The sequence below is a fragment of the Verrucomicrobiota bacterium JB022 genome (genome assembly GCA_030673845.1).
Lineage (GTDB): Bacteria > Verrucomicrobiota > Verrucomicrobiia > Opitutales > Oceanipulchritudinaceae > WOUP01.
Map to the genome: position 1 here is coordinate 99,113 of JAUTCQ010000017.1, position 21,491 is coordinate 120,603.

Annotated in this window: 20 protein-coding genes; 15 read left to right on the forward strand and 5 right to left on the reverse strand. The window is 61.1% G+C overall.

Annotation, left to right across the window (positions count from 1 at the left end; genetic code table 11):
- The first annotated feature begins 132 nt into the window (after positions 1 to 132).
- The 4 genes from Q7P63_13185 (at position 133) to Q7P63_13200 (ending at position 4,529) form a co-directional block, all read left to right on the forward strand.
- Positions 133 to 495 carry a hypothetical protein gene (locus tag Q7P63_13185; protein MDP0501042.1) on the forward strand — a complete coding sequence of 121 codons (363 nt, stop codon included), beginning with the start codon at positions 133 to 135 and terminating at the stop codon, positions 493 to 495.
- Positions 480 to 1,325 (forward strand): DUF2145 domain-containing protein, encoded by an 846-nt coding sequence (locus Q7P63_13190; GenBank protein MDP0501043.1) that lies wholly within the window; start codon positions 480 to 482, stop codon positions 1,323 to 1,325. Before Q7P63_13185 ends, Q7P63_13190 begins: the two co-directional genes overlap by 16 nt.
- A 341-nt stretch (positions 1,326 to 1,666) precedes the next feature.
- Positions 1,667 to 3,469, forward strand: coding sequence for a PilT/PilU family type 4a pilus ATPase (locus tag Q7P63_13195; GenBank protein ID MDP0501044.1), 1,803 nt, complete (start codon positions 1,667 to 1,669; stop codon positions 3,467 to 3,469).
- Between the two features lie 4 nt (positions 3,470 to 3,473).
- Positions 3,474 to 4,529, forward strand: a complete 1,056-nt coding sequence (locus tag Q7P63_13200) for a PilT/PilU family type 4a pilus ATPase (GenBank protein ID MDP0501045.1) — start codon at positions 3,474 to 3,476, stop codon at positions 4,527 to 4,529.
- Here Q7P63_13200 and Q7P63_13205 read toward each other — a convergent pair.
- Positions 4,481 to 5,110 carry a putative glycolipid-binding domain-containing protein gene (locus tag Q7P63_13205; protein MDP0501046.1) on the reverse strand — a complete coding sequence of 210 codons (630 nt, stop codon included), beginning with the start codon at positions 5,108 to 5,110 and terminating at the stop codon, positions 4,481 to 4,483. The genes Q7P63_13200 and Q7P63_13205 overlap by 49 nt on opposite strands.
- Before the next feature lie 197 nt (positions 5,111 to 5,307).
- Here Q7P63_13205 and Q7P63_13210 point away from each other — a divergent pair, with 197 nt between their 5' ends.
- Positions 5,308 to 6,048: a PEP-CTERM sorting domain-containing protein gene (locus tag Q7P63_13210; protein MDP0501047.1), complete on the forward strand. Its 741-nt coding sequence runs from the start codon at positions 5,308 to 5,310 to the stop codon at positions 6,046 to 6,048.
- 624 nt (positions 6,049 to 6,672) lie between these two features.
- On the opposite strand, the gene Q7P63_13215 is transcribed toward Q7P63_13210, so the two are convergent.
- The 3 genes from Q7P63_13215 to Q7P63_13225 form a co-directional block, all read right to left on the reverse strand.
- Positions 6,673 to 8,391 (reverse strand): GAF domain-containing protein, encoded by a 1,719-nt coding sequence (locus Q7P63_13215; protein ID MDP0501048.1) that lies wholly within the window; start codon positions 8,389 to 8,391, stop codon positions 6,673 to 6,675.
- A gap of 37 nt (positions 8,392 to 8,428) precedes the next feature.
- On the reverse strand, positions 8,429 to 11,236 hold the full coding sequence (glnD, locus tag Q7P63_13220) for a [protein-PII] uridylyltransferase (protein ID MDP0501049.1): 2,808 nt from the start codon (positions 11,234 to 11,236) through the stop codon (positions 8,429 to 8,431).
- Positions 11,237 to 11,686: 450 nt separating this feature from the next.
- Positions 11,687 to 12,145 carry a DUF6314 family protein gene (locus Q7P63_13225; GenBank protein ID MDP0501050.1) on the reverse strand — a complete coding sequence of 153 codons (459 nt, stop codon included), beginning with the start codon at positions 12,143 to 12,145 and terminating at the stop codon, positions 11,687 to 11,689.
- A gap of 63 nt (positions 12,146 to 12,208) precedes the next feature.
- Between Q7P63_13225 and Q7P63_13230 the strand changes: the two genes are divergently transcribed.
- The 10 genes from Q7P63_13230 (at position 12,209) to Q7P63_13275 (ending at position 20,503) form a co-directional block, all read left to right on the forward strand.
- The gene (locus Q7P63_13230; protein ID MDP0501051.1) at positions 12,209 to 13,054 is read left to right on the forward strand and encodes a DMT family transporter; all 846 of its coding nucleotides are present in this window, start codon (positions 12,209 to 12,211) and stop codon (positions 13,052 to 13,054) included.
- Between the two features lie 111 nt (positions 13,055 to 13,165).
- On the forward strand, positions 13,166 to 14,530 hold the full coding sequence (locus Q7P63_13235) for a trypsin-like peptidase domain-containing protein (protein MDP0501052.1): 1,365 nt from the start codon (positions 13,166 to 13,168) through the stop codon (positions 14,528 to 14,530).
- A complete protein-coding gene (locus tag Q7P63_13240) occupies positions 14,527 to 15,558 on the forward strand; it encodes a WecB/TagA/CpsF family glycosyltransferase (GenBank protein ID MDP0501053.1) in 1,032 nt (343 codons plus the stop codon). Before Q7P63_13235 ends, Q7P63_13240 begins: the two co-directional genes overlap by 4 nt.
- 1 nt (position 15,559) lies before the next feature.
- A complete protein-coding gene (locus tag Q7P63_13245; protein ID MDP0501054.1) occupies positions 15,560 to 15,853 on the forward strand; it encodes a hypothetical protein in 294 nt (97 codons plus the stop codon).
- A 44-nt stretch (positions 15,854 to 15,897) separates the two neighbouring features.
- On the forward strand, positions 15,898 to 16,284 hold the full coding sequence (locus Q7P63_13250; GenBank protein MDP0501055.1) for a VOC family protein: 387 nt from the start codon (positions 15,898 to 15,900) through the stop codon (positions 16,282 to 16,284).
- Between the two features lie 178 nt (positions 16,285 to 16,462).
- Positions 16,463 to 17,122, forward strand: a complete 660-nt coding sequence (locus Q7P63_13255) for a PEP-CTERM sorting domain-containing protein (GenBank protein ID MDP0501056.1) — start codon at positions 16,463 to 16,465, stop codon at positions 17,120 to 17,122.
- Between the two features lie 146 nt (positions 17,123 to 17,268).
- Positions 17,269 to 17,901, forward strand: coding sequence for a PEP-CTERM sorting domain-containing protein (locus tag Q7P63_13260; protein ID MDP0501057.1), 633 nt, complete (start codon positions 17,269 to 17,271; stop codon positions 17,899 to 17,901).
- A 193-nt stretch (positions 17,902 to 18,094) separates the two neighbouring features.
- Positions 18,095 to 18,751 carry a PEP-CTERM sorting domain-containing protein gene (locus Q7P63_13265; GenBank protein MDP0501058.1) on the forward strand — a complete coding sequence of 219 codons (657 nt, stop codon included), beginning with the start codon at positions 18,095 to 18,097 and terminating at the stop codon, positions 18,749 to 18,751.
- Between the two features lie 266 nt (positions 18,752 to 19,017).
- On the forward strand, positions 19,018 to 19,692 hold the full coding sequence (locus Q7P63_13270; protein MDP0501059.1) for a PEP-CTERM sorting domain-containing protein: 675 nt from the start codon (positions 19,018 to 19,020) through the stop codon (positions 19,690 to 19,692).
- A 208-nt stretch (positions 19,693 to 19,900) separates the two neighbouring features.
- Complete coding sequence (locus Q7P63_13275; GenBank protein ID MDP0501060.1) at positions 19,901 to 20,503, forward strand: PEP-CTERM sorting domain-containing protein; 603 nt, start codon at positions 19,901 to 19,903, stop codon at positions 20,501 to 20,503.
- A 60-nt stretch (positions 20,504 to 20,563) separates the two neighbouring features.
- Here the strand turns inward: Q7P63_13275 and Q7P63_13280 are convergent, their stop codons facing one another.
- Complete coding sequence (locus Q7P63_13280) at positions 20,564 to 21,463, reverse strand: hypothetical protein (protein ID MDP0501061.1); 900 nt, start codon at positions 21,461 to 21,463, stop codon at positions 20,564 to 20,566.
- Between the last annotated feature and the right edge of the window lie 28 nt (positions 21,464 to 21,491).

A 21,491-nucleotide genomic window follows, 5' to 3' on the forward strand; every position in this document is an offset into this window, starting at 1 on the left:
GTCCGCTGGGGCGGGCCGATACCCCGGGTTCCCAAGCCCAATAAGGCACCCTGGATGGGTGCCACTGTCGAAGCGATTTGTTTTCCGCCCGCAGGCTATTTCTCCGGGCGACACCTCCGAACCAGGACAAACATGAAACGTATGCTCATTCTCTGCGCGGCCCTTCCGCTGGCCGCTGTTTCCTCCACCTACGCCGGGAGCGCCTTTGGGGCCTTCTCCGAAGCCTCTACGGCCTCTGTCGACGCCAGTGTCGCGGCGGGCGAAGGCACTTTCCGCCTCGCCGCCGGGGTTGCGGCCGTGCCGCTCTGGCTGGTAGGCAAGCCCGCCGAAGCCATCGGCGCCGCCTCCGCCGAGGCTGGTGATGCCCTCTGGGATGCCGCCAACGGCAAGGATGCCCCGCCCGCCACAAAGCAGGCCGCTCCCGCTGCGACCAAGGCCCAGCCCAAGACCTCCGACCCCGCCCCTGGCGAAGCGCTGGCATGCCACCAGCAATAGCCCTTCAACCGCGCGCCCGGCTTCGGTCGGGCGCGTTTCTCACCAGCGTGCTCGTCTGGTGCTTCTGCCTGCTCTGGGCTGCCACCGAGGCTTGGGCAGGCTCCGAAGAGGCAACCAACGACGCACAATTCCACGCTCCCACCGAAATCGCCGCCTGGCACGCACAAGTGACACAAACGCTGGAAGGGGAGGGCGTCCGCGCCGCGATCATCGCCCGCAGCGGCCGACCGCGCACCAAGCTGCCGGCGGGTCTGCTGTACGTCCACTCGGCGCTGCTCGTTCACGAGCCCGCGCAAGCTGCCGACGGCACGATCACTGAAGGGTGGTTCGTCTACCAGCTCTTCCGCGATGCTGACGACAAGCACCACAGCCACCTCTCGATTCAGCCGCTGGAGACTTTCCTTGCCGGCTCTTACGAGCCTGATGTGGGTGTGCTGGTACCGGTCCCCGAGCTGCAAGGCCCCTTGATCGACGCCATGCGGGCGCACGGGCAGGCGCTGCACCGCCCCAGCTATCACCTGCTTGCCAACCCCCACCGCACCGAGTTCGACAACTGCAACACCTGGCTGCTGCGCATCATGTTTGTCGCGCTCTACCAAACGACCGACGAGGCGCGCTTGCAGGCCAAGCTGGAGGCCTACTTCGAGCCCGATGTGATTGAGCTGGGTTTCTGGTACCGCGTGGGCGGCAATTTGGGCAACCTGCTGGAGTACGAGGACAAGGGCCCCAACGGGTATCAGACTGTCACCTATCGCAGCTTCTCGCAATTTTTGACAAAACACCGTTTGTTAGCGGGGCAACATACCTTTGCCATAACCGACCCGGAGTAGGTCGAGCGCCGTCCTGTCGCGCGCCCTGTCTCCAGCCCCACCCGTTTTTGCGCAGCGGGTGGGGTTTCTGTTGACCAAAGGGATTGATCAGCGAAAGCCAGCGAAGCAATGGCGCGGGTGAGCGGTCTGGATTTCTCGGATGGTTCATCCATCTCCTTAGCTGAATCCATTTTCTGTCTTTTCTGGCGCATTCTGGGCTCAATTATCGGTTAAAAGTCCCACTTAGAGCTTTGCCTTTGCCTCAGGACTGCCGATGAAGATAAGGAATGAGAGCGGAGGTCGTCTGGTTTGCTTATTTGGCGGTTGAGAAAGGTGTCCTGGACCGGGAGACTTGTCGTCGCTTGTCCGTCGCGGCAGGCGACAATGCCGACATCGTGACGTTTGCCGAGCTGCTGCTGGAATACACGATCACCGACGATTTCGACCTCGTGCAAGAGATCCTCGACGAGGCGGCCAAGCAGGACTGGAGCAAGCTGCCGCCCTCGAACCCTTTCGACGCACCGCCAGCGTTCGCCAAGCCCACCCTGCCGTCCCGCGCGCGTCAGTTGCCAGACTACCCGACGGCGGAGGCACCTCCTGCGCCGCCCGAACCCCCTGTTTTTGCACCTGAGCCCGAGCAGGCACCTGCACCGGAGCCTGAGCCCGCCAAGCCGCGCATCAGCCTGCGCTCGGAAGCCAAGCCGAAGGGCGGCGATTCGTTCCTCGACGAGATTGCGGGTCTGGTTGAGCAGATCAACAGCGCACCCCCCAGCGGCCCCCGTGCAACCGGCGGCAGTGGTGCGGGAGGAGGAGGCACTTACGGCAATGCGCCCGGTGGAGGTGGCCCCGGCGCCCATAGCGGCGGCACGAGCGCTCCCTCGCCCGAAGCAGCGGAGTCTCCTGCCGCGCCTAAAGGCCCACGCCCAGCCGAGTATCTGGTGCCCACCGCTGGCGTGCAGGCCGCCTGGCCCCGCTTCGACCAACTGGAGCGCGTGCCGCCCGACCAACTGGGTAAACACTTTGTGGGCCTCCTGATCGCGGCCACCCGCGACGGTGCCAGCGATGTGCACCTGTGTGCGGAGGCCCGCCCCTTTGTCCGCGAGCAAGGCAAGATCCGCTATCTGGCGGACAAGCCGGTCAGCGCCCGGTTGGTGGCCAACCTGATTCGCAGCGGCCTCAGCCCGGCCCAGTGGCAGCACTTCCAGAGCGCTCACGATTTCGACTTTGCCCTCGCGCTCGACAACGGGATGCGCTTTCGCACCAACCTCATGGTGCACAAGGACGGCTATCAAGGCGTCTTCCGCACCGTGCAGGCCCGGATCCCCACGCTGGAGGAGCTGGGCTTTCAAGACGCGGAGCGCATCCGCAAGCTGCTGTCTTACCACAACGGCCTGATCCTCGTCACCGGCCCGCTCGGCAGCGGCAAGACGACCACGCTCGCCGCGATGGTCCGCGAGCTCAACGAGCGACGGCAGGACCACTTGATTACGCTGGAGGAGCCGATTGAAAACGTCTTCCCGTCCCGGCAGTGCCAGATCACGCAGCGCAGCGTGGGGCCGCACACCGAGAGCTTCAAGCGCGCGCTGAAGGGTGCGCTGCGGCAAGACCCGGACATCATCGTGATCGGCGAGATGCGCGACCTGGAAACCATCGAGATGGCCATCAGCGCCTCCGAGACCGGGCACCTTGTGATCGGCACCATGCACACGAGCGACTCCGCCACGACGCTCAACCGCCTGCTCGATGTGTTCCCACCGGCCCAGCAGTCGCAGATCCGCGCCATGGTGGCCGAGTCGCTGCGCGGCATCGTCTGCCAGCGCCTGCTGCCCGCCAAGAGCGGCGGCGTGGCCCTCGCCAGCGAATTACTGCTGCGCAACATGGCCGTCTCCGTGCTCATCCGCGAAGGCAAGACGCAAAACCTCGCGAACGTGATGGAGACGGGCAAGCGCGAGGGCATGCGCCTGATGGACGCCTCGATCCTGCAACTGTGGCGCGAAGGCCGCATCGCCGATGAGGTGGCGCTGGCCAATATCCGCAACCGCATGCTCGCCCGCGAGATCCAGGGCGGAGGTGCACCGGCGGCCAGTGGCAGCGAAGACGATTTCGGCTCGCTCAGCAGCCTGAACCAGGAAAACGCACCCAAGAAGCGCGGCCTCTTCCGCTGATCCCATGGCAGCCATCGACCAACTCCTCCAGCAGATGCTCGCCGACGGCGGCTCCGACCTGCACCTGAGCGTGGGCATGCCGCCCAAGATCCGCGCCTCCGGCAGCATCGCCCCCCTCAAGGGCCAGGGTGAGCTGACCGGGCCCGTGATGGAAAAGCTGCTCAGCGAGATCACCAGCGGCGAACGTTGGAACCAATTCCGCGCGCAGAAAGACTTCGACCTCGCCTACGAGATTCCCGGCGTGGCGCGCTTCCGGGGCAGCTACCTCTTCAACCACTGGGGCATGGGCGCGGTGTTTCGCCAGATCCCGGCCAAGATCCTGTCGTTCGACACGTTGAAGCTGCCCGAAGTGCTGCGCAGCGTCTGCGGCTACCGCGAAGGCCTCGTGCTCGTGACCGGCCCCACCGGCTCCGGCAAGTCGACCACGCTCGCGGCGATGATCGACTATATCAACGACAACTTCGAGAAGCACATCATCACGATCGAAGACCCGATCGAGTTCGTGCACCCGCGCAAAAAGTCGGTCATTGTGCATCGTGAGGTGGGCGAGCACAGCGGCTCGTTTGCCAATGCGCTGAAAGGGGCCATGCGCGCCGGCCCCGACATCCTGCTCGTGGGCGAAATGCGTGACTTGGAGACGATCCGCCTCGCGCTCAACTGCGCCTCCATGGGCATGCTCGTCTTCGGCACTTTGCACACCAACAACGCGCCCAAGACGGTCGACCGCATCATCGACGCCTTCCCGGCAGACGAGCAGCCGCAGATCCGCGTGATGCTCGCCAGTTGCCTGAGCTGCGTCGTCTCGCAGCTGCTCTGCAAAAAGGTGGGCGGCGGGCGGGTGGCCGCGCACGAGATCCTGCTGCGCCACGACGCGCTGCCCAACACGATCCGCACCGGCAGCATTTCCAACATCCGGGGCATCATCGAAGGCAGCTCCGCCGAAGGCATGTGCCTGATGGACAATTCTTTGCTCAAGCTCCTGCGCGCCGGCACCATCACCGGCGAAGAAGCCTATATGAAGTCGGCCGACAAGGAAGCCTTCGAGCCATACCTGTCGTAACCACGCGGGGCGGGCGGGCCTTTCTTGACCCGTTCGAAGAGGTGCTGGTAGCGCTCGATCAGGCCCTCTGGGTCGACTTCCAGCTCCGCCATGAACCCGGCAAAGAGCCCCAGGTCGATGTAACGGAAGCGCGCCGGGCCGAGGCGTTCGTAGCGTTGGCGCGAGCGCCCCACCGACATGCTCTCGACATCCACATAACACGCGTCGAAGGTGAGGCTGGAACGCTGCTCGGCCATCATGCGGCGGATGGGGAGCGTATTGCTGAAGGGCGTGGCCGACAGATCCAGATCCTCGGCCCCCTCCAGCTCCGTGCGCAACGTGCCGTCGATGTGCCAGTCATAGCCCTGTCGCTCGATCTTGAGCTGCGTGTGGCGGGTGGTCGTCCATTTTTGCACCTCCAGGCACTGCGAGCGCCATTCGGTATCGAGTTGCCAGCGATGGTCGAGGCGAAAACCGCCTTCTTGCGCGCAGAGAATCGTGGACTCCACGCACACGCCTTCGGCAGATGTATGGAGCGTCAGGCGCTCCAGTCCGGGGGTGTCCACTCTCTGCCAGAAGAGGACCTCGGTAGGGTGATTCATACGTGATATGTTTGCAGGTTGTACGCCTATTTTACGCGCATATTGAGGCTAACCGCTCCCGCCTGTCATTTCCTCGGCAAGACCCTAGATTAAAGTCGCTTGACTTTAAAATGGTACTGAGTCTCATTATCCTAATTATAGTTGAGAACAGGACTATTTCTCACCTCATTTAACCTCCTGCTCTGGGAGTCTGAACTATGAAAAACACCCTCCAAACTCGCTCGCGCTGGGCTCTGCTCGGCCTCTTCGCCTGGGTGGCCTCTGCCGCCCAAGCCTCTCTCATGCTCGTCGACTACACGCTGCCCGGTCTACAAGACACCGTGGCGTGGGAAAGCCCCGACCTGAGCAACGCCAACACGACGCTGGCCCCGACTTTCGGCACCGGCACGATCGCCCCGGTCTCGCCCGGCTATCAGGCCTCCGCCGGCTTTTACAGCTGGCAGGGGAACTTCGGCGCCACCGTCACGAAGACCTCGTCGTTCGACATGAGCAACGTCGTCTTCCAGCTCGCGATGATGGCCAACCCCGACTACACGACGGCGGAGATTCTCAACTTCGACGGTAGCTACATCCCCGGCTTCGACATGCAGGCCGGCTACACCGGCGGGCCCACCCTGAGCTTCAACGGCGGCTCGCAAGGCATTCAGGCCACGCTCGCCGAAGTGGTGAATGGCCCGGATCTGACCAATATCGGCGGCTTTGAGGGCGAACTCGCCTCCTATGCCTGGCAGTGGGACCTCTCGGGCATCACCGAGACGATCACCTCGATCAGCATCACTGCACCGATCATCGCCCACCAGTCGACGATCGAAGCCCGTCTCGACGTCAGCAGCAGCTACTCCAGCATCGCCGCCGTGCCCGAGCCGCAAACTTACGCCTTGCTCGCCGGTACCGCTGTGCTCGGCTTTGCCTTCTATCGCCGCCGCAAGGCCGCGTAGGCTGAAATCATCTCTGTCAGATAATCGTCCTCATGCCTGTCAGCAGCGGCACCCAAGGGTGGGTGTCGCTGCTTTCGTGTTTCAAGGGAGTAGATTTCGCCTAAACACGCTCTCGGAGTGCTAGAGAGGCGGACCATTTCCAAGTCTTGAACTGGTAGAATCGACCACACGATTCATGATGTATTCGATCTCCTCATCTGCTGTGGCCCCCGAGTGCCCTCTGCTCCTGCCGACCTCAGTTATCCGATCCAGACATGCGTTTATCCTCAAAATCGTAGGTGCATCGAAGCGATTAGGATCTGGAAGGAAGGCCCGAAGATAGTCTACGTGATCTTCGTCTCCCTGATCCCAGTTCAGGTTACCGTTGCGTAGGCCCTCATCGGACAGGGCTCCGATCGCGTTAATGAGTTCACGGCATAGCTTATCTAGCGAAGCTCTATTTTTCCAAAGCGTCCTGAAATGCTCTCTATAAGCTTCTTTGGTCAGCTGCCTACGCTTGAAAAAGAAGTTCCGCTTCATGGCTTCACCCTCTTTGTGCCTTTGTGAACTTAGTGAGAAAATCTTCCCCCGAATCTTGTCCAAAGAGTCCGCACCCAATGAAAGCTCCTTAATTCGCGTCCGTCCCTACACCGCCTTGGCCAGCGGGAGCCAGAGGCGCATGGTGGTGCCTTTGTTGCTCGTGGTGAGCAGCTCCACGTCGCCGTTGTGGCTTTGCATGATGCGTTTGACGATGGCGAGGCCGAGGCCGGTGCCGCCGCGGCGGCCAGTGAGGAAGTTGTCGAAGATGCGCTCGCGGATGCCCTCGGGCACGCCTTTGCCGGTGTCGGCGATGTCGATCACGGCCACGTGCTGCTGGTCGCGCTGCTCGTGGTGCACCCACACCTCGATCTTGCCGCCTTCGGGCATGGCGTGCATGGCGTTGATCAGGAGGTTGAGCACGGCCTGCTGGATCTGGCCTTTGTTGACTTCTACCAGCACTTCCTGGTCGGGCAGGCGGTGGAAGCGTGGGTCGATGCCGCCCTGCTGCAGCTTCATGCGCACGAGCAAGAGGGTATCTTCCACCAGTTGATGCAGGTCGTAGCGGGCGCGCATGTTTTCGCGCGACTTGCCGAAGCTGAGCACCTTGGAGACGATGCTTTCGAGCTGGTCGATCTTTTCGCCGATGATGGCCACGTCTTTGGCGCGCGGGTCGGTGCCTTCGAACTGGAGGTCGAGGCTCTCGAAAAGCAGGCGGATGACGGTCAAGGGGTTGCGGATCTCGTGGGCGATCTCGGCCGAGAGCAGGCCCAGAGTGGTCAGCTTTTCGTTGCGGCGCAGGTTGTCTTCCTGACGGAAGATGCGGGCGTAGAGGCGGACGTTCTGGATCGCGACGGCGGCCATACTGGCGAGCGTCTGGCAGAGGCGCTTCTCTTCGTTGTTAAAGCGGTGGGGCCGGTCGGTATAGGCGTTGAGCACGCCGATGACTTCCTTCTCGTACTCGATGGGGCAGGAGAGCATCGAGACGAGGTTTTCGCTCTGGATGAGGCTGACGAAGTGGTGCTCTTCCGTGCGGCGCAGATCGGTGACTTCGATCTGCTTGTGCCGGCGGATGGCGGTGCCGATGGCGGAGTCGCCAATGCCGATCTTCTCGGTGTAGCGGCGGCCCGGCAGGCCGGCAATGGCGCGCAGGGTGAGGGTGACGCCGTCTTCTTCGAGCAGGAAGAGGGAGCAGATGCGGCAGCCCATGAGTTCGCGCGCCTCGGCCACCACGCTCTTGAGCACTTCGGGCAGCTCGCGCTTTTTCACGATCGAGCGCGCGGTGTTGATGAGGGCTTCGAGCTGGTCGGCCTTTTGGGCGAGCTTCTTGATCAGCCACAGGCGGTTGAGCACGCGGGCGGCCTCGTTGGTGAGCAGGCTGAGGACCTTGAGGTCTTGCTCGGCAAAGGCGTTGAGGTGTTCGCTGTCGCAGTTGACGACGCCGATGCACTCGCCGTTTTCGGCCAGGATGGGCACGGCCATCTCGCTGAGCGTCTCGGGCTTCACCTCCACGTAGCGCGGGTCGAGCCGCACGTCGGGGATGAGCAGCGGCTTGGCGTGCAGGGCCACCCAGCCGGTCACGCCTTCGCCCATGCGCAGGATGGTCTGCTTGGCGTCGACGGGGAAATTCCGCGTCACTTCGATTTCGAGCTCCCGGGATTCCGGGTTGATCAGCTCGATGGCGGCACTGTGGCAGGGGATGACGAGCATGATCTCGTCGACCACGAGCTCCAGGGCCTCGTGGGGGTCCTGGGTCTGGTTGACGAGGCTCGTGATCCGGTACAGCGAATCAATGATATCCGTCTCGGCCATATCTCGCGCGAGCATCGCAGCAGTCTCCGTCGATGGATCTCAGAAAGACGGGCTAGAGAACGTCTTCCATACCGCTGATCGATTCCACAATCTCGTTGAGGCGCGTGCGGAGGGCCAGCAAATTTTCGCTGTTGCTCGTGCGTTGGTAGGAGGCGGGCTCGATGTAGAAGGTATCGACGGCCACGTTGCGCTCGGTCGAGATCCGGGCGAAGGTGATGTCGAAGCCGTGGTCGTAAATGGCTTTGGAGAGGCGGTAGAGCAGGCCGATCACGTCGGTAGCCTGCACTTCGATGATGGTGCGGCGCAGGTTCAACTCGTGATACACGTCCACCCGCGGGGGCAGGGGGGCGCGGAGGCGTTCGTTGCGGCGCAGGTAAGAGTTGCGCTGGTGCTCCTTGGCCAGCTTTTCGATGCGGGGCATCAGGTCGACGTTGCTGAGCAGGGCTTCCTCCAGGTTTTTCTGGAAGATGCGCTTGGCGTCGGGGTCGCGGACGATGCCGCCGTCGGGCTCGCAGACGTAGAAGGTGTCGATCGTGATGTGGTCGGCACGGGTCAGGGCCTTCGAGCTGATGATGCTGAGGCCTGCGACGCTGAAGGCGCCGGCCAGCTTGTAGAAGAGGCCCGCGCGGTCCCACGTGACCACCTGGACGACCGACATGCCGAGGTTCACGTCGTCCTGCCATTCGATCACCGGCACCAGCGAGCCGAGTGAGTCGGCTTCGGCGATGTTGTGGAGGAGCTTGTGCACCATCCGGAGGTGCAGGCCAATCTCCTCGGCCACCGTCGAGACAAAGTAGCGCTCGGGCAGCAGGTTGTAGTGGGCCTCGATCTCCTCTTCGGAGAGGTCGGGCAGCTGCTCGATGATGGTTTCCTTGGTGGTCATAGTTGCCGAAGAGCCGACTCCAGTGGAGTGGCCGAATGCGCGGAGGGAAGCTTGATAGAGCTGCGTGTGCAAGGCGTCCTTGTAGCTGTTCCAGAGTTCAGGTGTCGTTCCGCGGGCATCGCAGTAGGTCATGGCGTAGAGGTAGCGCAGTTGCTGGCTATCCTCGACCAGCTCTTTGAAGGCTGCGATGGACCGTGGGTCATCGACATCATACCTCTGCCAGAACCGTGCCATCTCCAGGTGCTGCGTGATAAGCGCGCGAATTTTCTCACGCATGTCGGGCACGACCTGCAGGCGGGCAAGAATTTCCACCGCCATTTCGGCCCCATTGGCGGCGTGGTCGGAAATGCCCCGGCTCTTGCCGATGTCGTGCAGCAGCAGCACGAGGTAGAGCAGGGAGGGGGTGTGCGTGGCCTCCAGGGCTTCGCGGTACTTGGCCGTGAGGCCCGGGTTCTCCAGCGCAAAGATGTCGTCGAGCTCCTTGATCGTATTGAGGGTGTGCTCGTCGGCGGTGTAACGGTGGTAAAATTCGTGCTGCACGAGACAGTACAGCTCCGCCCACTCCGGCATGTATTTCTGAAGCACGCCGTGGGTGTGCATGCGGTAGAGGTAGGGGTAGACGTTGCCGCGCTCCTGTAGCAGGGTGCGGAACGATTTGGCCGCATCCGGGCTTTCGCGCACCTTCCGGTCGATCAGGCCCACGGAATCCTCGATCAGGCGCGTCAGCTCGAAGTCGAAATCGGCACCCAACTGTTGAGCGTGGCGGAAGATGCGGATCAGGCGCACCGGGTCTTCGCGGAAGATGAAAGAATTCTCCGCCTCCAGCGTGCGCCCGCGCAGGATCAGCCCGTCTGCATACGGCTTGCGGAGCTGGCGGCGGCTGTTGACCACCTCGCGGAAGGAGACGCTTTCGCGTGCTTCCAGGGCCAGCCGCTCTTCCAGATACTCGGCCATGCGGTGGATGTGCTTCGCGTGGCGGTAGTAGTCGCGCATGAACAGCTCGACCCGGCGGAAAATCTCGTGCTGGCGGTAGCCGATGGCCCAAGCGACCTTGGGCTGGCGCTCCAGGCTCAAGGTATCGGTTGGGCGCTTGCTCTGGTAGTGCAGCTCGTTGCGGGTGCGCAAAATAAAGTCGTAAGCTTTGACGAGCGCTTCCTGTTCATTTTTGCGCAAGAGGCCTTTGGTCACCAAGTCCTCGAGATCGCGGCTGTCAAATTTTAGCCGAGCCATCCAGAGGATGTTGTGGTAGTCGCGCAGGCCGCCCACGCCGTTCTTGAGGTCGGGCTCCTGGAGAAAGACGGTGTCGCCAAACTTCGCGCGGCGGCTTTCCTGGTCTTTGCGGCGGGCGTCGATGTAGGTCTCGGCATCGTCCTTGCGGATGTAGCGGTCGTACTCGCGCTGGAACTTGCGCACCAGCTCTTGCGCGCCGGCCACGTAACGGCCCTCGATCATGCTGTTCTTGCTCTGCACGTCGGCTTCGGCCTCCTGCATCGCCTCTTTGGGGGTGCGGGTGCTGTGGCCCACCTTCAGCCCCAGATCCCACATCAGGTAGAGCACGGTATCGGCGACCGCCTTCTGGAAAACGCCAAAATCCTTCCGCGTCTTCGTGGGGTAGAGGAACATGATGTCGATATCGCTATGCGGGCACAGCTCCATGCGCCCGTAGCCGCCCAGCGCCATCAACGCGCCCTCGGCGGCGGGTGGCTTGCCGCTGGTGCTCTCCCACTGGCGCAGGGCCAGGCGCAGCAGGTTTTCCAGCAATACGTCCATCACGATGCTGCGGCAGTTGCATACCTTGAGGCCGCTGGCCCCCTGGTGATGGTAGCGCTCCGTCAAGTGGTGCCCGCGTTCCAGATATTCGCGGTAGCGCTTCAGACGCGTCTTCGGGTCGGCCTCCAATACGTCGAGCTCCAGACGTTCGGCCTGGCGACGCATGCTTTGATAAAACTTTTCGGGATGGGGCAGAGCAGTAGCCACGCGGCACATGCTGAAGGTTTCATGCCGAAACGCAAGCGCCGCTGCGAAACCCCGTGATTGTGCGGAAAATAGACAACGCTACTGCTCAAAAGAAGCCGGGTGATTGACCGGAAAAAGCAGAGAAGGGATCAGGAAGCCGATGGGAGAGGCAAATCCATCGGTATCTCAGATGGATTTGACCACAAAAGGCACAGAACACACAAAAGGAAGAAGGCAGGAAAGGTCTGGGTGGGCGGGTCGGTCCAGCTGCCTCCTCTTAATATTGTAGAAGAAGATCGCCCAGCCAACTTCTCGGAGCGACCTTCAGGATATAGGGACGTCAAACCTCCTCTTCTGTGTGTTCTGTGCCTTTTGTGGTCAAATCCCATTGAGAAACCCAAGCGTATCCGCCCGCCCACTGCCTTCCTGACCCCATTTTCTGCCTTCTCTGGTGAATCCCTCTCTCTATCTCTACTCGTATACATACGCCAGCGCCTCGTTTTTCTTCGGCCCGACGATGGTCCAGTCCAGCTTCAGCGCGGCGTCCTCTACAAGTAGAGTGGCCTGATAGAGGTCTGCCCCGCACAAGTGAGGCTCGTCCGTCTGCCAACGCCGGCCCGTTGCATCGACTGTCTGCAGGGTAAAGAGGTAGACGGGTTGCTGAAAGCGCCGATGGCTGAGCCGGATGCCTTGCCCCTCGCGCTGCCAGTGGTAGGTGTTGCGCATCGGCAGCTGGTGGCCGTGGGGCGTGGTGTAGGTGCCGCTCTCGGCAAAAAGCCAGCCGTTTTCGGCCGACACAGCCACGGTGCCCACGCCCGAGCCGCTCCAGTCGGTCTGCGAACCCGGGCCGTTGCGGGCATCGAAGCGGAAACGCCGCACCGCCGCGAGGCGGCTCCAGAGCAGGTCGAGGGCAGGGTCGGTCGGGCTCATGCTTGCTTGTTAACGCGGGAAGCGTTTTGGTCGATACTCTTCTCTTAAGTCCCCACCTCCCCAATGCAATACCTGATCGCCGTTACGATCCTCTGGGCCTTTTCGTTCAGCCTCATTGGTGTCTACCTCTCCGGCCAGGTCGACAACTACTTTGCGGTGCTCATGCGGATCGGAGTGGCAACCGCTGTCTTTTTGCCCCTGGTGCGCTGGGGAAGCGTGCGGCTCGGGCGCATCTGGCCGCTGCTGGCCATCGGGGCGGTGCAGCTCGGGCTGATGTACATCTTCTATTACCGCTCATTTTTGCTGCTGACGGTGCCGGAGGTCTTGCTGTTTACCATCTTTACCCCGCTTTACGTCACGCTGCTCTACGATGCGCTGCGGCTGCGCTTTTCCCCCTGGTACTTGGCTACGGCCGGGCTGGCGGTGCTCGGCGCGGCGGTGATGCGCTACGACGGGCTGACGCAAGACTACTGGCTCGGCTTCCTCGTCGTGCAAGGCTCCAATCTCTGCTTTGCCGCCGGCCAAGTGGCCTACAAGCGCTTGCGCGAGCGCGAGCAGGCGCAGCGGGGCGATTTTGCGTTCTTTTACGTCGGTGCGTTGCTCGTCGCCTTCCCCGCCTGGCTGCTGTGGGGCCAGCCCCAATACCCGACGACGGGGCTGCAGTGGGGCATCCTCCTGTGGCTGGGCGCCGGAGCCTCCGGGCTCGGCTACTTCCTCTGGAACCTCGGGGCGACCAAGGTCAACGCCGGCACCCTCGCGATCATGAACAACGCGCTGATCCCTGCCGGCCTGCTGGTCAACCTCCTCATCTGGAACCGCGAAGCCAACCTCCTGCGCCTCACTCTAGGGGGCCTTTTGATCGTTGCCTCGGTATGGGTAAATGAGCGATGGGCTAAAAACCCTAGTTAGGTGCTGCAGAAATGTTTTACAATGACAATGGGTGTATCTCCTTATAAACGTCTTTACTTTTGGCGTATCTTCTCTAGAGTCCTGAGCATGGTATCCGGGGTAACGCCCATCATGTCGATCGCAGCCCTGGCGCTGCCCTTCGTCTCTGTGCGAGGGGGAGAGCCAGAAGCGGTGCCGATGCCCACTGGTGGGCTGGTCGACTATCTGGAGCATCCGGAAGCCTTTCGCCACGCCCAGCAAGCCGTTGTGCGCATCGACGTACGCGAAATCGCCTGGGAGGGGGACAGCCAGCGCCTCGTGCGCGGCCAAGGCAGCGGCGTGATCATCTCCGCCGAAGGCCATGTGCTGACCAACGCCCACGTCGTCAGCCCCGATGCGGTGGAGATCCTCGTGACGCTCGCCAACCTGGAGCGCGTGCGCGCCAAGCTCGTCGGCTGGGACCACTGGACCGACCTTGCGCTGCTGCAGCTCGACCTCGAGGAGATCGAGGAAAAAGGCCTCGCCTTTGCCGCCGCCCAGTTTGGCACCTCGCACACCCTGCAGCCCGGCATGCCCGTCTACGCCCTCGGCACGCCCAACGGCCTCACCCGCACCGTCACGCGCGGCATCATCTCCAACCCGCAGCGCTACTTTGCCGCCAACAACAGCATCCGCGGTTACGAGACGGGCTACTTCAATACCTGGCTGCAAACCGATGCCGCGATCAACCCCGGCAACAGCGGCGGCCCTCTGGTGACGCCCGACGGCAAGGTGGTGGGTATCAACACCCGCAGCTACCTCGGCGCCAACAACCTTTCCTTTGCCGTACCGGCCGACACCGCGCGCGAAGTGATCCCCCAACTGCAAGCCGGCGGCGAAGTCGTGCGCAGCAACATCGGGATCCGCCCCGCGCCCTTGCGCGACCTGGAAGCCTTTTTCGGCCTCGACGCCAATGTCGGCATGTTGATCGACAGCGTCGACGCCGGTTCGCCCGCCGCCGATGCCGGCCTCCGGGCAGGCGACATCGTGCTCGCGATCGACGGCCAGGCGGTCGACGGTCGCTTTGCCGAGCAGCTCCCGCCCATCCTGCACCGCATCGCGGTCCAGCCCGTGGGCCAGGAAGTGAGCCTCAAGCTCCGCCGCGGCAGCGAAGAATTGACCGTGCCTGTGACGACCGAACGGCTCGAAAGCCGCGTCGGTGCGCGCGGCACCTATGCAGACTGGGGCCTTAGCGTCCAGGAAGTCAGCAAGCCCCTCGCCCGAGAGCGCCGTTACGACAACGACGACGGCCTCCTTGTAATCGGGCTCCAGAACGCTTTCCCGGCTGAGCGGGCAGGCGTACGCGTGGGAGACATCATCCTCAGTGCCAATCGCGAAAGCCTGGCCAGTATGGACGACCTGCGCTCGATCTATGAGGGCTACACCGCGTCGCCCTCCCGCGTATTACTAGAAGTCCGCCGCAATCGCGAGATTGTGGTGATGGTATTAAAGCCATGACGTCGATTACCGACAACGTTATAGGGATCAACTTTTTCCACGGCACCTGCGCGGAAGCGATCGAGCGCGCCTCCCAGGGCGGCCTCGTCGTCGCCCCCTCCGGCCCCGGCCTCGCGCAAGACTGGCCCCGTGACCCCGTCTACCAGCGCGCGCTGTTGACGGCCGACATGGTGCTGGCCGACAGCGGCTACCTCGCCCTGTGCTGGCAAGTGATGAGCAGCGTCCGCCTGACGCGCATCAGCGGCCTCAACTTCTTTGGCGAGCTCATCCGCCGCCTCAAGCCCGAAGACCGCACCAAGGGCCGCACCTTCTGGGTCATGCCCAACGAGAAGGAAGGCGCGATCAACCTCCAGTGGCTCGGCTCCCAAGGCATCGAAGCCGGGCAGGACGACAGCTACAACGCGCCCAAATACAGCCGCGACAGCATCGCCGACCCCGCCCTCGCTGCCATCCTCAACGAGCGACGCCCTGCCTGGGTGTTCCTCAACCTCGGCGGCGGCGTGCAGGAGCAGCTCGGCTACTGGCTGCGCGAGCACCTCGACTACCGCCCCACCATCATTTGCACCGGGGCCGCCATCGCCTTCCTCAGCGGCCAGCAGGCCAGCATCCCCATGTGGGCCGACCGCCTCTACCTCGGCTGGCTGATCCGCTCGCTCCGCGACCCGAAGCGCCACGGCAGCCGTTACTGGAATACGCTCCACCTGCCCCTCGTGCTCTGGCACGGCTCCGAAACCGCACGGGCCGCCGCCAATACTTGCCTTTCGCCCAGTGGGGAGTATGGTTCCCCTTCCTATGCAACTGAGCGACGAGCAGAAGCAACAAGTGGCAACCTGGGTAACGCAGGGAGCCTCAATTTCGGATGTGCAGCGACGCCTGGAGGCGGAGATGGGCCAGAAGCTGACCTACCTCGACACCCGTTTTCTCGTCGACGATCTCGACTTGACGCTGGTCGAAAAGGCCAAGCCCGCCTCCCCGAAACCGTCTGCGACGGCACCTGGCCCCAACAGCCTGCCCACGCCCGAGCGTGAGGTGGCGCCCGACCACCTGCCCGAACCCCCCGAGCCCGAGTCGCCCGACCTGGTCGACGCCGAGTTGGCCGGCACCGGGCAGGTAAAGGTCAACATCGACTCGATCAACGTGCCCGGCACGCTGATCAGCGGAAGCGTCGAGTTCAGCGACGGCGAGACGGCCACCTGGTACATCGACCAAGGCGGCCGCGTGGGCCTCAAGCCCAAGACGCCCGGCTACCAGCCCAGCGCGCAAGACATTCAGGACTTCCAGGTGGAGCTGCAGAATGCTGCGCAAAAGAAGGGGTATTTCTAAACCCCGTCGCGCCCGCTCAACCGACCCTTTTACGCCCATCTCTCATGCCTACGAAATTCCTCCATACCCGCATCCGCGTCAGCAACCTCGAACGCTCGATCGAGTGGTACCAGAAGACCTGCGGCTTCGAAGTCTACAAGCGCAGCGACAAGAGCCCTGCCGGCAATCAGCTCGTCCACCTCGTCCTGCCCGGTAACGAGCACATGCTCGAGCTCACCTACTCGCCCGACTACAAGGTCGAATTCCCCGAAGACCTCATGCATACCTGCATCGGCGTCGACGACATCGTGGCCTATTGCCAGAACCTTGCCGACCAAGGCTTCGACATCTGGCCCGGCAAGTGGAAAGAAGAGTTCACCAAGCCCGGCGGTCGCAAAATGGCCTTCCTGACCGACCCCGACGGCTACGAGCTCGAGATTCTCGAGAACTAGCGGCATCCCCATCACGCTCTTTGCTTGCCACCTTCCTTCACGAGGGTGGCTTTTTAATGTCCGTTTTTGCAAATCGTTATTTACGCGATGGGGGGAATCGGCTAGGCAGGGTAGCGCTGGGCATTCTGCACCAGATACTCACCACGCCTTTTTGGGCTCATCCCAACAGTTCATGTCTATGAAGTCTCTCCTGTTTGCAGCGCTGGCTTTGCCGGCTACGTTGGCCGCCGATCCGGCGCTCACCCTCGAATTCACCATCTACCTCCAAGCCGAGGGCGCCGACGTGCTGGGCCTCAACGGCTCCTCGTTCACGTTCAACCTCGAATCCTCCGAGAGCCAATACCAGAGCGTTGAGGTGCAGGGCGATTTGATCCCCGCCATCGCCTACGACTCCATGAGCATTACGATCATGGGCAGCGATGAGTGGGATGGCACTTTCGGCCTGCAGACGCTGGGGGCATTCAATAACCACTACGGCCTTGCCGGCATCGGCGGAGAGTTGGAGGAGTTTATTTTCGCACCCCTGTTCCCGGCCGGAAACACAATGGGCGCGATGGATAGCTTCCTGGTGGTGGGGGAGTTGTTTGTAATCGGGCCGATGCAGGTCGCGGCGGTTTTCCCCGAGGTTGCCATTGGTGACAGCGTAAACTACGCGGACTTTGAGGACCTCGATTATCAGGTGATTTTCAACCAGTTGCAGATTTCGACAGGTGAGGGTTCATTCGAGACCTACAACTTCAGCCTGACGCCCGCTCCTGCGGTGCCGGAGCCGACGACCTACGCCGCACTGCTCGGCCTCGGGGCGTTTGCTTTTGCTGCCTGGCGCCGCCGCAGGTAGCCTTGATTCCGTTTTGGCCGCACTCAAGAAAGTGCGGCTTTTTTTACCTGAATTCTGCGTCCCGCACGTCGATATTTCCTCCAATCGCGGCATTCTCAGTCGAATGCGGTGGCGATCCTTTAAAATCTGCTGGTCCTGTTTCTCATATGAAATCACTCATCTTTGCAGCTCTCGGGCTGTTCCCTGCGGTGGCGATGGCGGGTGTTGCGCCTTCGGTCACATTTTCGATCTTCCCTACCGCCTCCGCTAGCGATGCGTATGGCCTCAACGGGGCAGAACTTGCCTTCACGGTGTATTACAATGCCGAGACTTACACGGCTGGAAGCGGTGATTCGGTCTACTTTGAATACGATTACATCGAGCTGAATATCACCGGCGGTCAAGGCATCCTGAACAATTATTACGGTCTCTCCGGTTCGGGATACTTTGGTTCCTTTGGTGGAGAGGGTTTTCCGATCTTCAGTGCGTTGAGCGAGATGGAGTCCGAAGCGGCAGTCCTTCAGCTGGACGAGGGTCTCTTCCTGGGGCTCGAAGCCCCGCTGTGGGCTACGGCAATGATGCCTACTGCGGGTGCCATGATCAGCCCCAGCGACTTCGACGTGGTCATGTATCCTCCCTTCACCCTCAACATGGGGATCGGCACTAGTTCCCAAATGGACGGAGGCATCTTCTACGAATACGGGTTCGCTCCCGCCCCCGCCGTGCCGGAGCCGTCGACCTACGCCGCCATCCTTGGTCTCGGTGCTTTGGGCTTTGTCGCCTGGCGCCGCCGCAAGTAAAGGGATTCAAGATCTAACGGTTTTGTTCGATACGCCGCCCCGCAATCGGAGCGGCTTTTTCTTTGGCACCATCTTCGTAAAAAAGACCTTGTTTGGTCTGAATTACGCGGTTTGTCTGCCGATATGCAATTATCAGGCTTTTCTGCACCTCAGTATTTTCGCCTGTAGTCTCCTAATCAAACTGTTTTGTCCTATGAAGTCTCTCCTGATTGCTGCGCTGGCGCTGCCCGCGACCCTTTCCGCCGTTCCGGAACTCGGCATCCAATTCACGATTTACCTGCAAGATCAGGGCATCGACCCTTTGGGCCTGAGCGGTTCTTCTTTCACCTTTGAGCTGTATTCGACGGAAGGCCAATACGAAGGCGTGTCCACCGAAGCCGGCATCCTGCCTGCCTTCTCCTACTATTCCATGTCCGTAACGATTGCAGACAGCGATTCTTTGGACGGAACGTATTCCTTGAAGACGATCGGTGGCACCAACAACCACTATGGCATCTCTGGAGTCGGCGGAGGCGAGCCCAATTTGTTTGCCCCTCTCTTTCCGGCCGCCCCCGGCGAACAGACGCATTTGGCCTACCTTGAGGTCGGCACCGAGTTGTTTTTCATGGGCCCGTTGATGGTGGCAGCTCAAACGCCCGCCGTGATGGTCGGGGATAGCATCCAACATATCGACTATCAGAATCTTACCTATAGCTTGTATTCGCCCACGGTCGATCTCACCGTTGGCGAGACTTTGCTTCCGTATGCCATCAGCCTGACGCCTTTTGCTGCCGTGCCGGAGCCGTCGACTTATGCGGCGCTGCTCGGCTTGGGTGCCTTCGGTTTTGCCGCCTGGCGCCGCCGCAAGTAGTCGCGGATCCCATTTTTTTGGAAGTGTAGGGCGGCCCCACCAGGGCCGCCTTCTTTATTGGAAGGAAATCGGCGCCTGGCATCTTGGGCGTTGGGCTCGGCATTTTCGCCCGCAGTAACGTGTTTACGAGGTTTTTACATTAAGGGCGGCTTATGGGCTAAATTGAGGCGTTTGTTTGACGATATGCTAGGTCGATGCCTTGGGCTCGTCTGGTTTTTGAAAACGGGCGAGGCATCCTGAACACCTATAACGTCTGTTTTTTTCAAATGAAGTCTCTGATTTTTGCCGCGCTGGCTCTGCCCTGCGCCCTGGCAGCTGCGCCCAACGTCTATGTGGAGTATACCGTGTATCTCCAGGCCATGGATCACGCCGACGAACCCGGTCTCAACAACGCTTCGGTCACGTTCTCGATGTATTCCTACGATGGCGACTATGAAGCCATCGTGTGGGGAGGAGAGCAGGAGCCGTTTCCTGCGGTCGGTTTTACTTTCCACGGGGTGGAGATGACCATCGCGGGTGGTTCTATCCTGGACGGCACCTACGACCTGACGCACTCTTCGGAAAACGTTGATTATTACGCGATGGTTGCGGAGGTGGAAGGCAACGGGAATGTGTTTTTCCCCTTCTACCCCGTCGGCCAGTCTGAATTTGGCCCGGAACTCTTCTTCAATGCGGGCGACTTCTTTGTGCTGCCGGCGATTGTCGGTGCGCTCTACTCCGGAGAGGCGACGCTCGGGGGCGATATCGACCCTTGGTCGTTCGAAGGACTCGAATACACGGCCTTTGTGCCCTACATGATGTTTGCCAGCAGCGAGGGCGGCTCTCCGCTGATGTATGCCTACAGTTCTAGCCCCTTCACTGCCGTGCCGGAGCCTGCAACCTACGCCGCGATCCTCGGCCTCGGTGCTCTGGGCTTCGCCGCCTGGCGCCGCCGTAAGTAGGAAATCCTTTGGGAATGCAGGCCACTTTAAAGGCCTGCATTTTTTTTGATAAGTCGATCTTAACTCGAAGCGGCGTTAGCCGATCTAATGCCACGGCGTAATCTCTCTATGGTCTAGAGAGGCTGAGCCGCATCTACTGTTCGATTTACCTCTGTAATCTATGTTGAAGTCAACGCTTGCAGCCCTCGCGCTGCTTCCGGTCGCCGTTATGGCCGAACCCTCCCACTCGGTCGACTTTTCGATCTATCCCTTTGCGGATGGCGAAGACGTGCTCGGCCTCAACGGCTCCGAGTTCCAGTTCAGCCTCTACTATTTCGACGAGACCTACTCGGCTTTCGGTAATTCGGAAGATCCGCTCACGGGCCTGAATTATGTCTTCCTCGAGCTGCGTATTGTGGGCGGCGCGGGGATCCTGGACAGCTACTACGAAATCTGGAGCGACTCCGAAAACTCCTACGCGGGCGTTTTTGAGATGTCCGAATTCCCGATTTTCTATGCCCTCACCTCGCAGGAGTCGGAATTTGCGTTCATGCAGCTCGACGATGCGCTGTTCATGGCGATGCAGTCTCCGATGTGGGGTGTGCTTTCCGACCCGGAAGTAGGTAGCCTTGTCAACCCCAGCGATTTCGAAGCCTTCATCTACCCTCCGTTCCCGCTGATGATGGCCTTTGGCGCGCAGCCTGAGGGCGAACCGCTGGCCACGTATGGCTACACCTTCTCTCCGATGCCCGCCGTGCCGGAGCCCTCGACCTACGCCGCGATCCTCGGCCTGGGTGCTCTGGGCTTTGCCGCCTGGCGCCGCCGCGCGTAAGAAGCGGGTTTCGCAGTCGCCTTTCAGCCACTTCCTTCGCCGGGAAGTGGCTTTTTTGCCTTAATGTAGCTTCTCCAGTTCGCTTTCAGGGATTACGCTAGGAGAAATGGCGTACCAGTCGTTGTTGAACTCGTGAAACCCCCACTCTTGGGCTTCAGGTGACCAGAGCCAGACACCGTCGGCCCCCTCGGCTGCATAATAGCGCCACCCTTGCTCGGCGCTGCTGTAGACCCAAGGCAGGAAAGCCGGGTCTATCCACAAATTGCCAAAGTTCTCGGCATAGGTCCATTGGCCTTCTACACCGTTCGGCACCGATCCGTCATACTGCCAACAGTAGCCCAACGAAGGATCGCGAACCCAAGGGTAAAACTTGGTGTAGAGGAGGCCACGGCCTTCCACATAGGCAAAGTGCTTGCTTAGCTGAGCATCTCCAAATGGGCCGCCCGTGTAGGAGCGAACGGGTTCAGGTAGATAAGGCAGAACCGGCAAGGAGAAGTAGACTTGCAGAAGGGGATTGGAAGCATAGCACACATCGAATTTAAGCGCTACGTCCGGAAAGCTGTCTTCCGGCACTTCAACTGCAGTGGCAATATTACGATCGATCGCTACGACCAGCCATTCTGAACCAACTGCTGGCGCTCCCCACTGTTGCCCGTGAGTAGATGGAGAGTATGCGGAAACAACACTGATGGTCTGGATAGAGCTGTCCCCTTTGTAAATGTTGTATACCTCAAACGTGCTTTTCTGGTTGTACTGGTATTCGCCAAAGAGAGTTGGCATAGCTTCGATTTGAATGTCTATGATCTTGCCAGTGAATACCGTTGATCCGACGGAGATAAGTTCACTATAACTACTATCTCTGCAGGAGAAAGCAGCCAGCTCTGCAGGACTGCTCAGTAGAAACCCCAAGCACAAGCTCGGGGTTAAACGTGAAAAAGGCAGTTTAGATGTCTTGGTCATTGTTTGAGTTGAAGCTGATCCAGGACTC

What these genes read in the sequence shown, in the direction of transcription:
- Q7P63_13270 (MDP0501059.1), top strand. Translation starts at nt 19,018, where the DNA reads ATGAAGTCTCTGATTTTTGCCGCGCTGGCTCTGCCCTGCGCCCTGGCA.
- Q7P63_13205 (MDP0501046.1), bottom strand. Translation starts at nt 5,110, where the DNA reads ATGAATCACCCTACCGAGGTCCTCTTCTGGCAGAGAGTGGACACCCCC.
- Q7P63_13265 (MDP0501058.1), top strand. Translation starts at nt 18,095, where the DNA reads ATGAAGTCTCTCCTGATTGCTGCGCTGGCGCTGCCCGCGACCCTTTCC.
- Q7P63_13200 (MDP0501045.1), top strand. Translation starts at nt 3,474, where the DNA reads ATGGCAGCCATCGACCAACTCCTCCAGCAGATGCTCGCCGACGGCGGC.
- Q7P63_13240 (MDP0501053.1), top strand. Translation starts at nt 14,527, where the DNA reads ATGACGTCGATTACCGACAACGTTATAGGGATCAACTTTTTCCACGGC.
- Q7P63_13225 (MDP0501050.1), bottom strand. Translation starts at nt 12,145, where the DNA reads ATGAGCCCGACCGACCCTGCCCTCGACCTGCTCTGGAGCCGCCTCGCG.
- Q7P63_13280 (MDP0501061.1), bottom strand. Translation starts at nt 21,463, where the DNA reads ATGACCAAGACATCTAAACTGCCTTTTTCACGTTTAACCCCGAGCTTG.
- Q7P63_13250 (MDP0501055.1), top strand. Translation starts at nt 15,898, where the DNA reads ATGCCTACGAAATTCCTCCATACCCGCATCCGCGTCAGCAACCTCGAA.
- Q7P63_13215 (MDP0501048.1), bottom strand. Translation starts at nt 8,391, where the DNA reads ATGCTCGCGCGAGATATGGCCGAGACGGATATCATTGATTCGCTGTAC.
- Q7P63_13190 (MDP0501043.1), top strand. Translation starts at nt 480, where the DNA reads ATGCCACCAGCAATAGCCCTTCAACCGCGCGCCCGGCTTCGGTCGGGC.
- Q7P63_13230 (MDP0501051.1), top strand. Translation starts at nt 12,209, where the DNA reads ATGCAATACCTGATCGCCGTTACGATCCTCTGGGCCTTTTCGTTCAGC.
- Q7P63_13260 (MDP0501057.1), top strand. Translation starts at nt 17,269, where the DNA reads ATGAAATCACTCATCTTTGCAGCTCTCGGGCTGTTCCCTGCGGTGGCG.
- Q7P63_13185 (MDP0501042.1), top strand. Translation starts at nt 133, where the DNA reads ATGAAACGTATGCTCATTCTCTGCGCGGCCCTTCCGCTGGCCGCTGTT.
- Q7P63_13210 (MDP0501047.1), top strand. Translation starts at nt 5,308, where the DNA reads ATGAAAAACACCCTCCAAACTCGCTCGCGCTGGGCTCTGCTCGGCCTC.
- Q7P63_13255 (MDP0501056.1), top strand. Translation starts at nt 16,463, where the DNA reads ATGAAGTCTCTCCTGTTTGCAGCGCTGGCTTTGCCGGCTACGTTGGCC.
- Q7P63_13235 (MDP0501052.1), top strand. Translation starts at nt 13,166, where the DNA reads ATGTCGATCGCAGCCCTGGCGCTGCCCTTCGTCTCTGTGCGAGGGGGA.
- Q7P63_13275 (MDP0501060.1), top strand. Translation starts at nt 19,901, where the DNA reads ATGGCCGAACCCTCCCACTCGGTCGACTTTTCGATCTATCCCTTTGCG.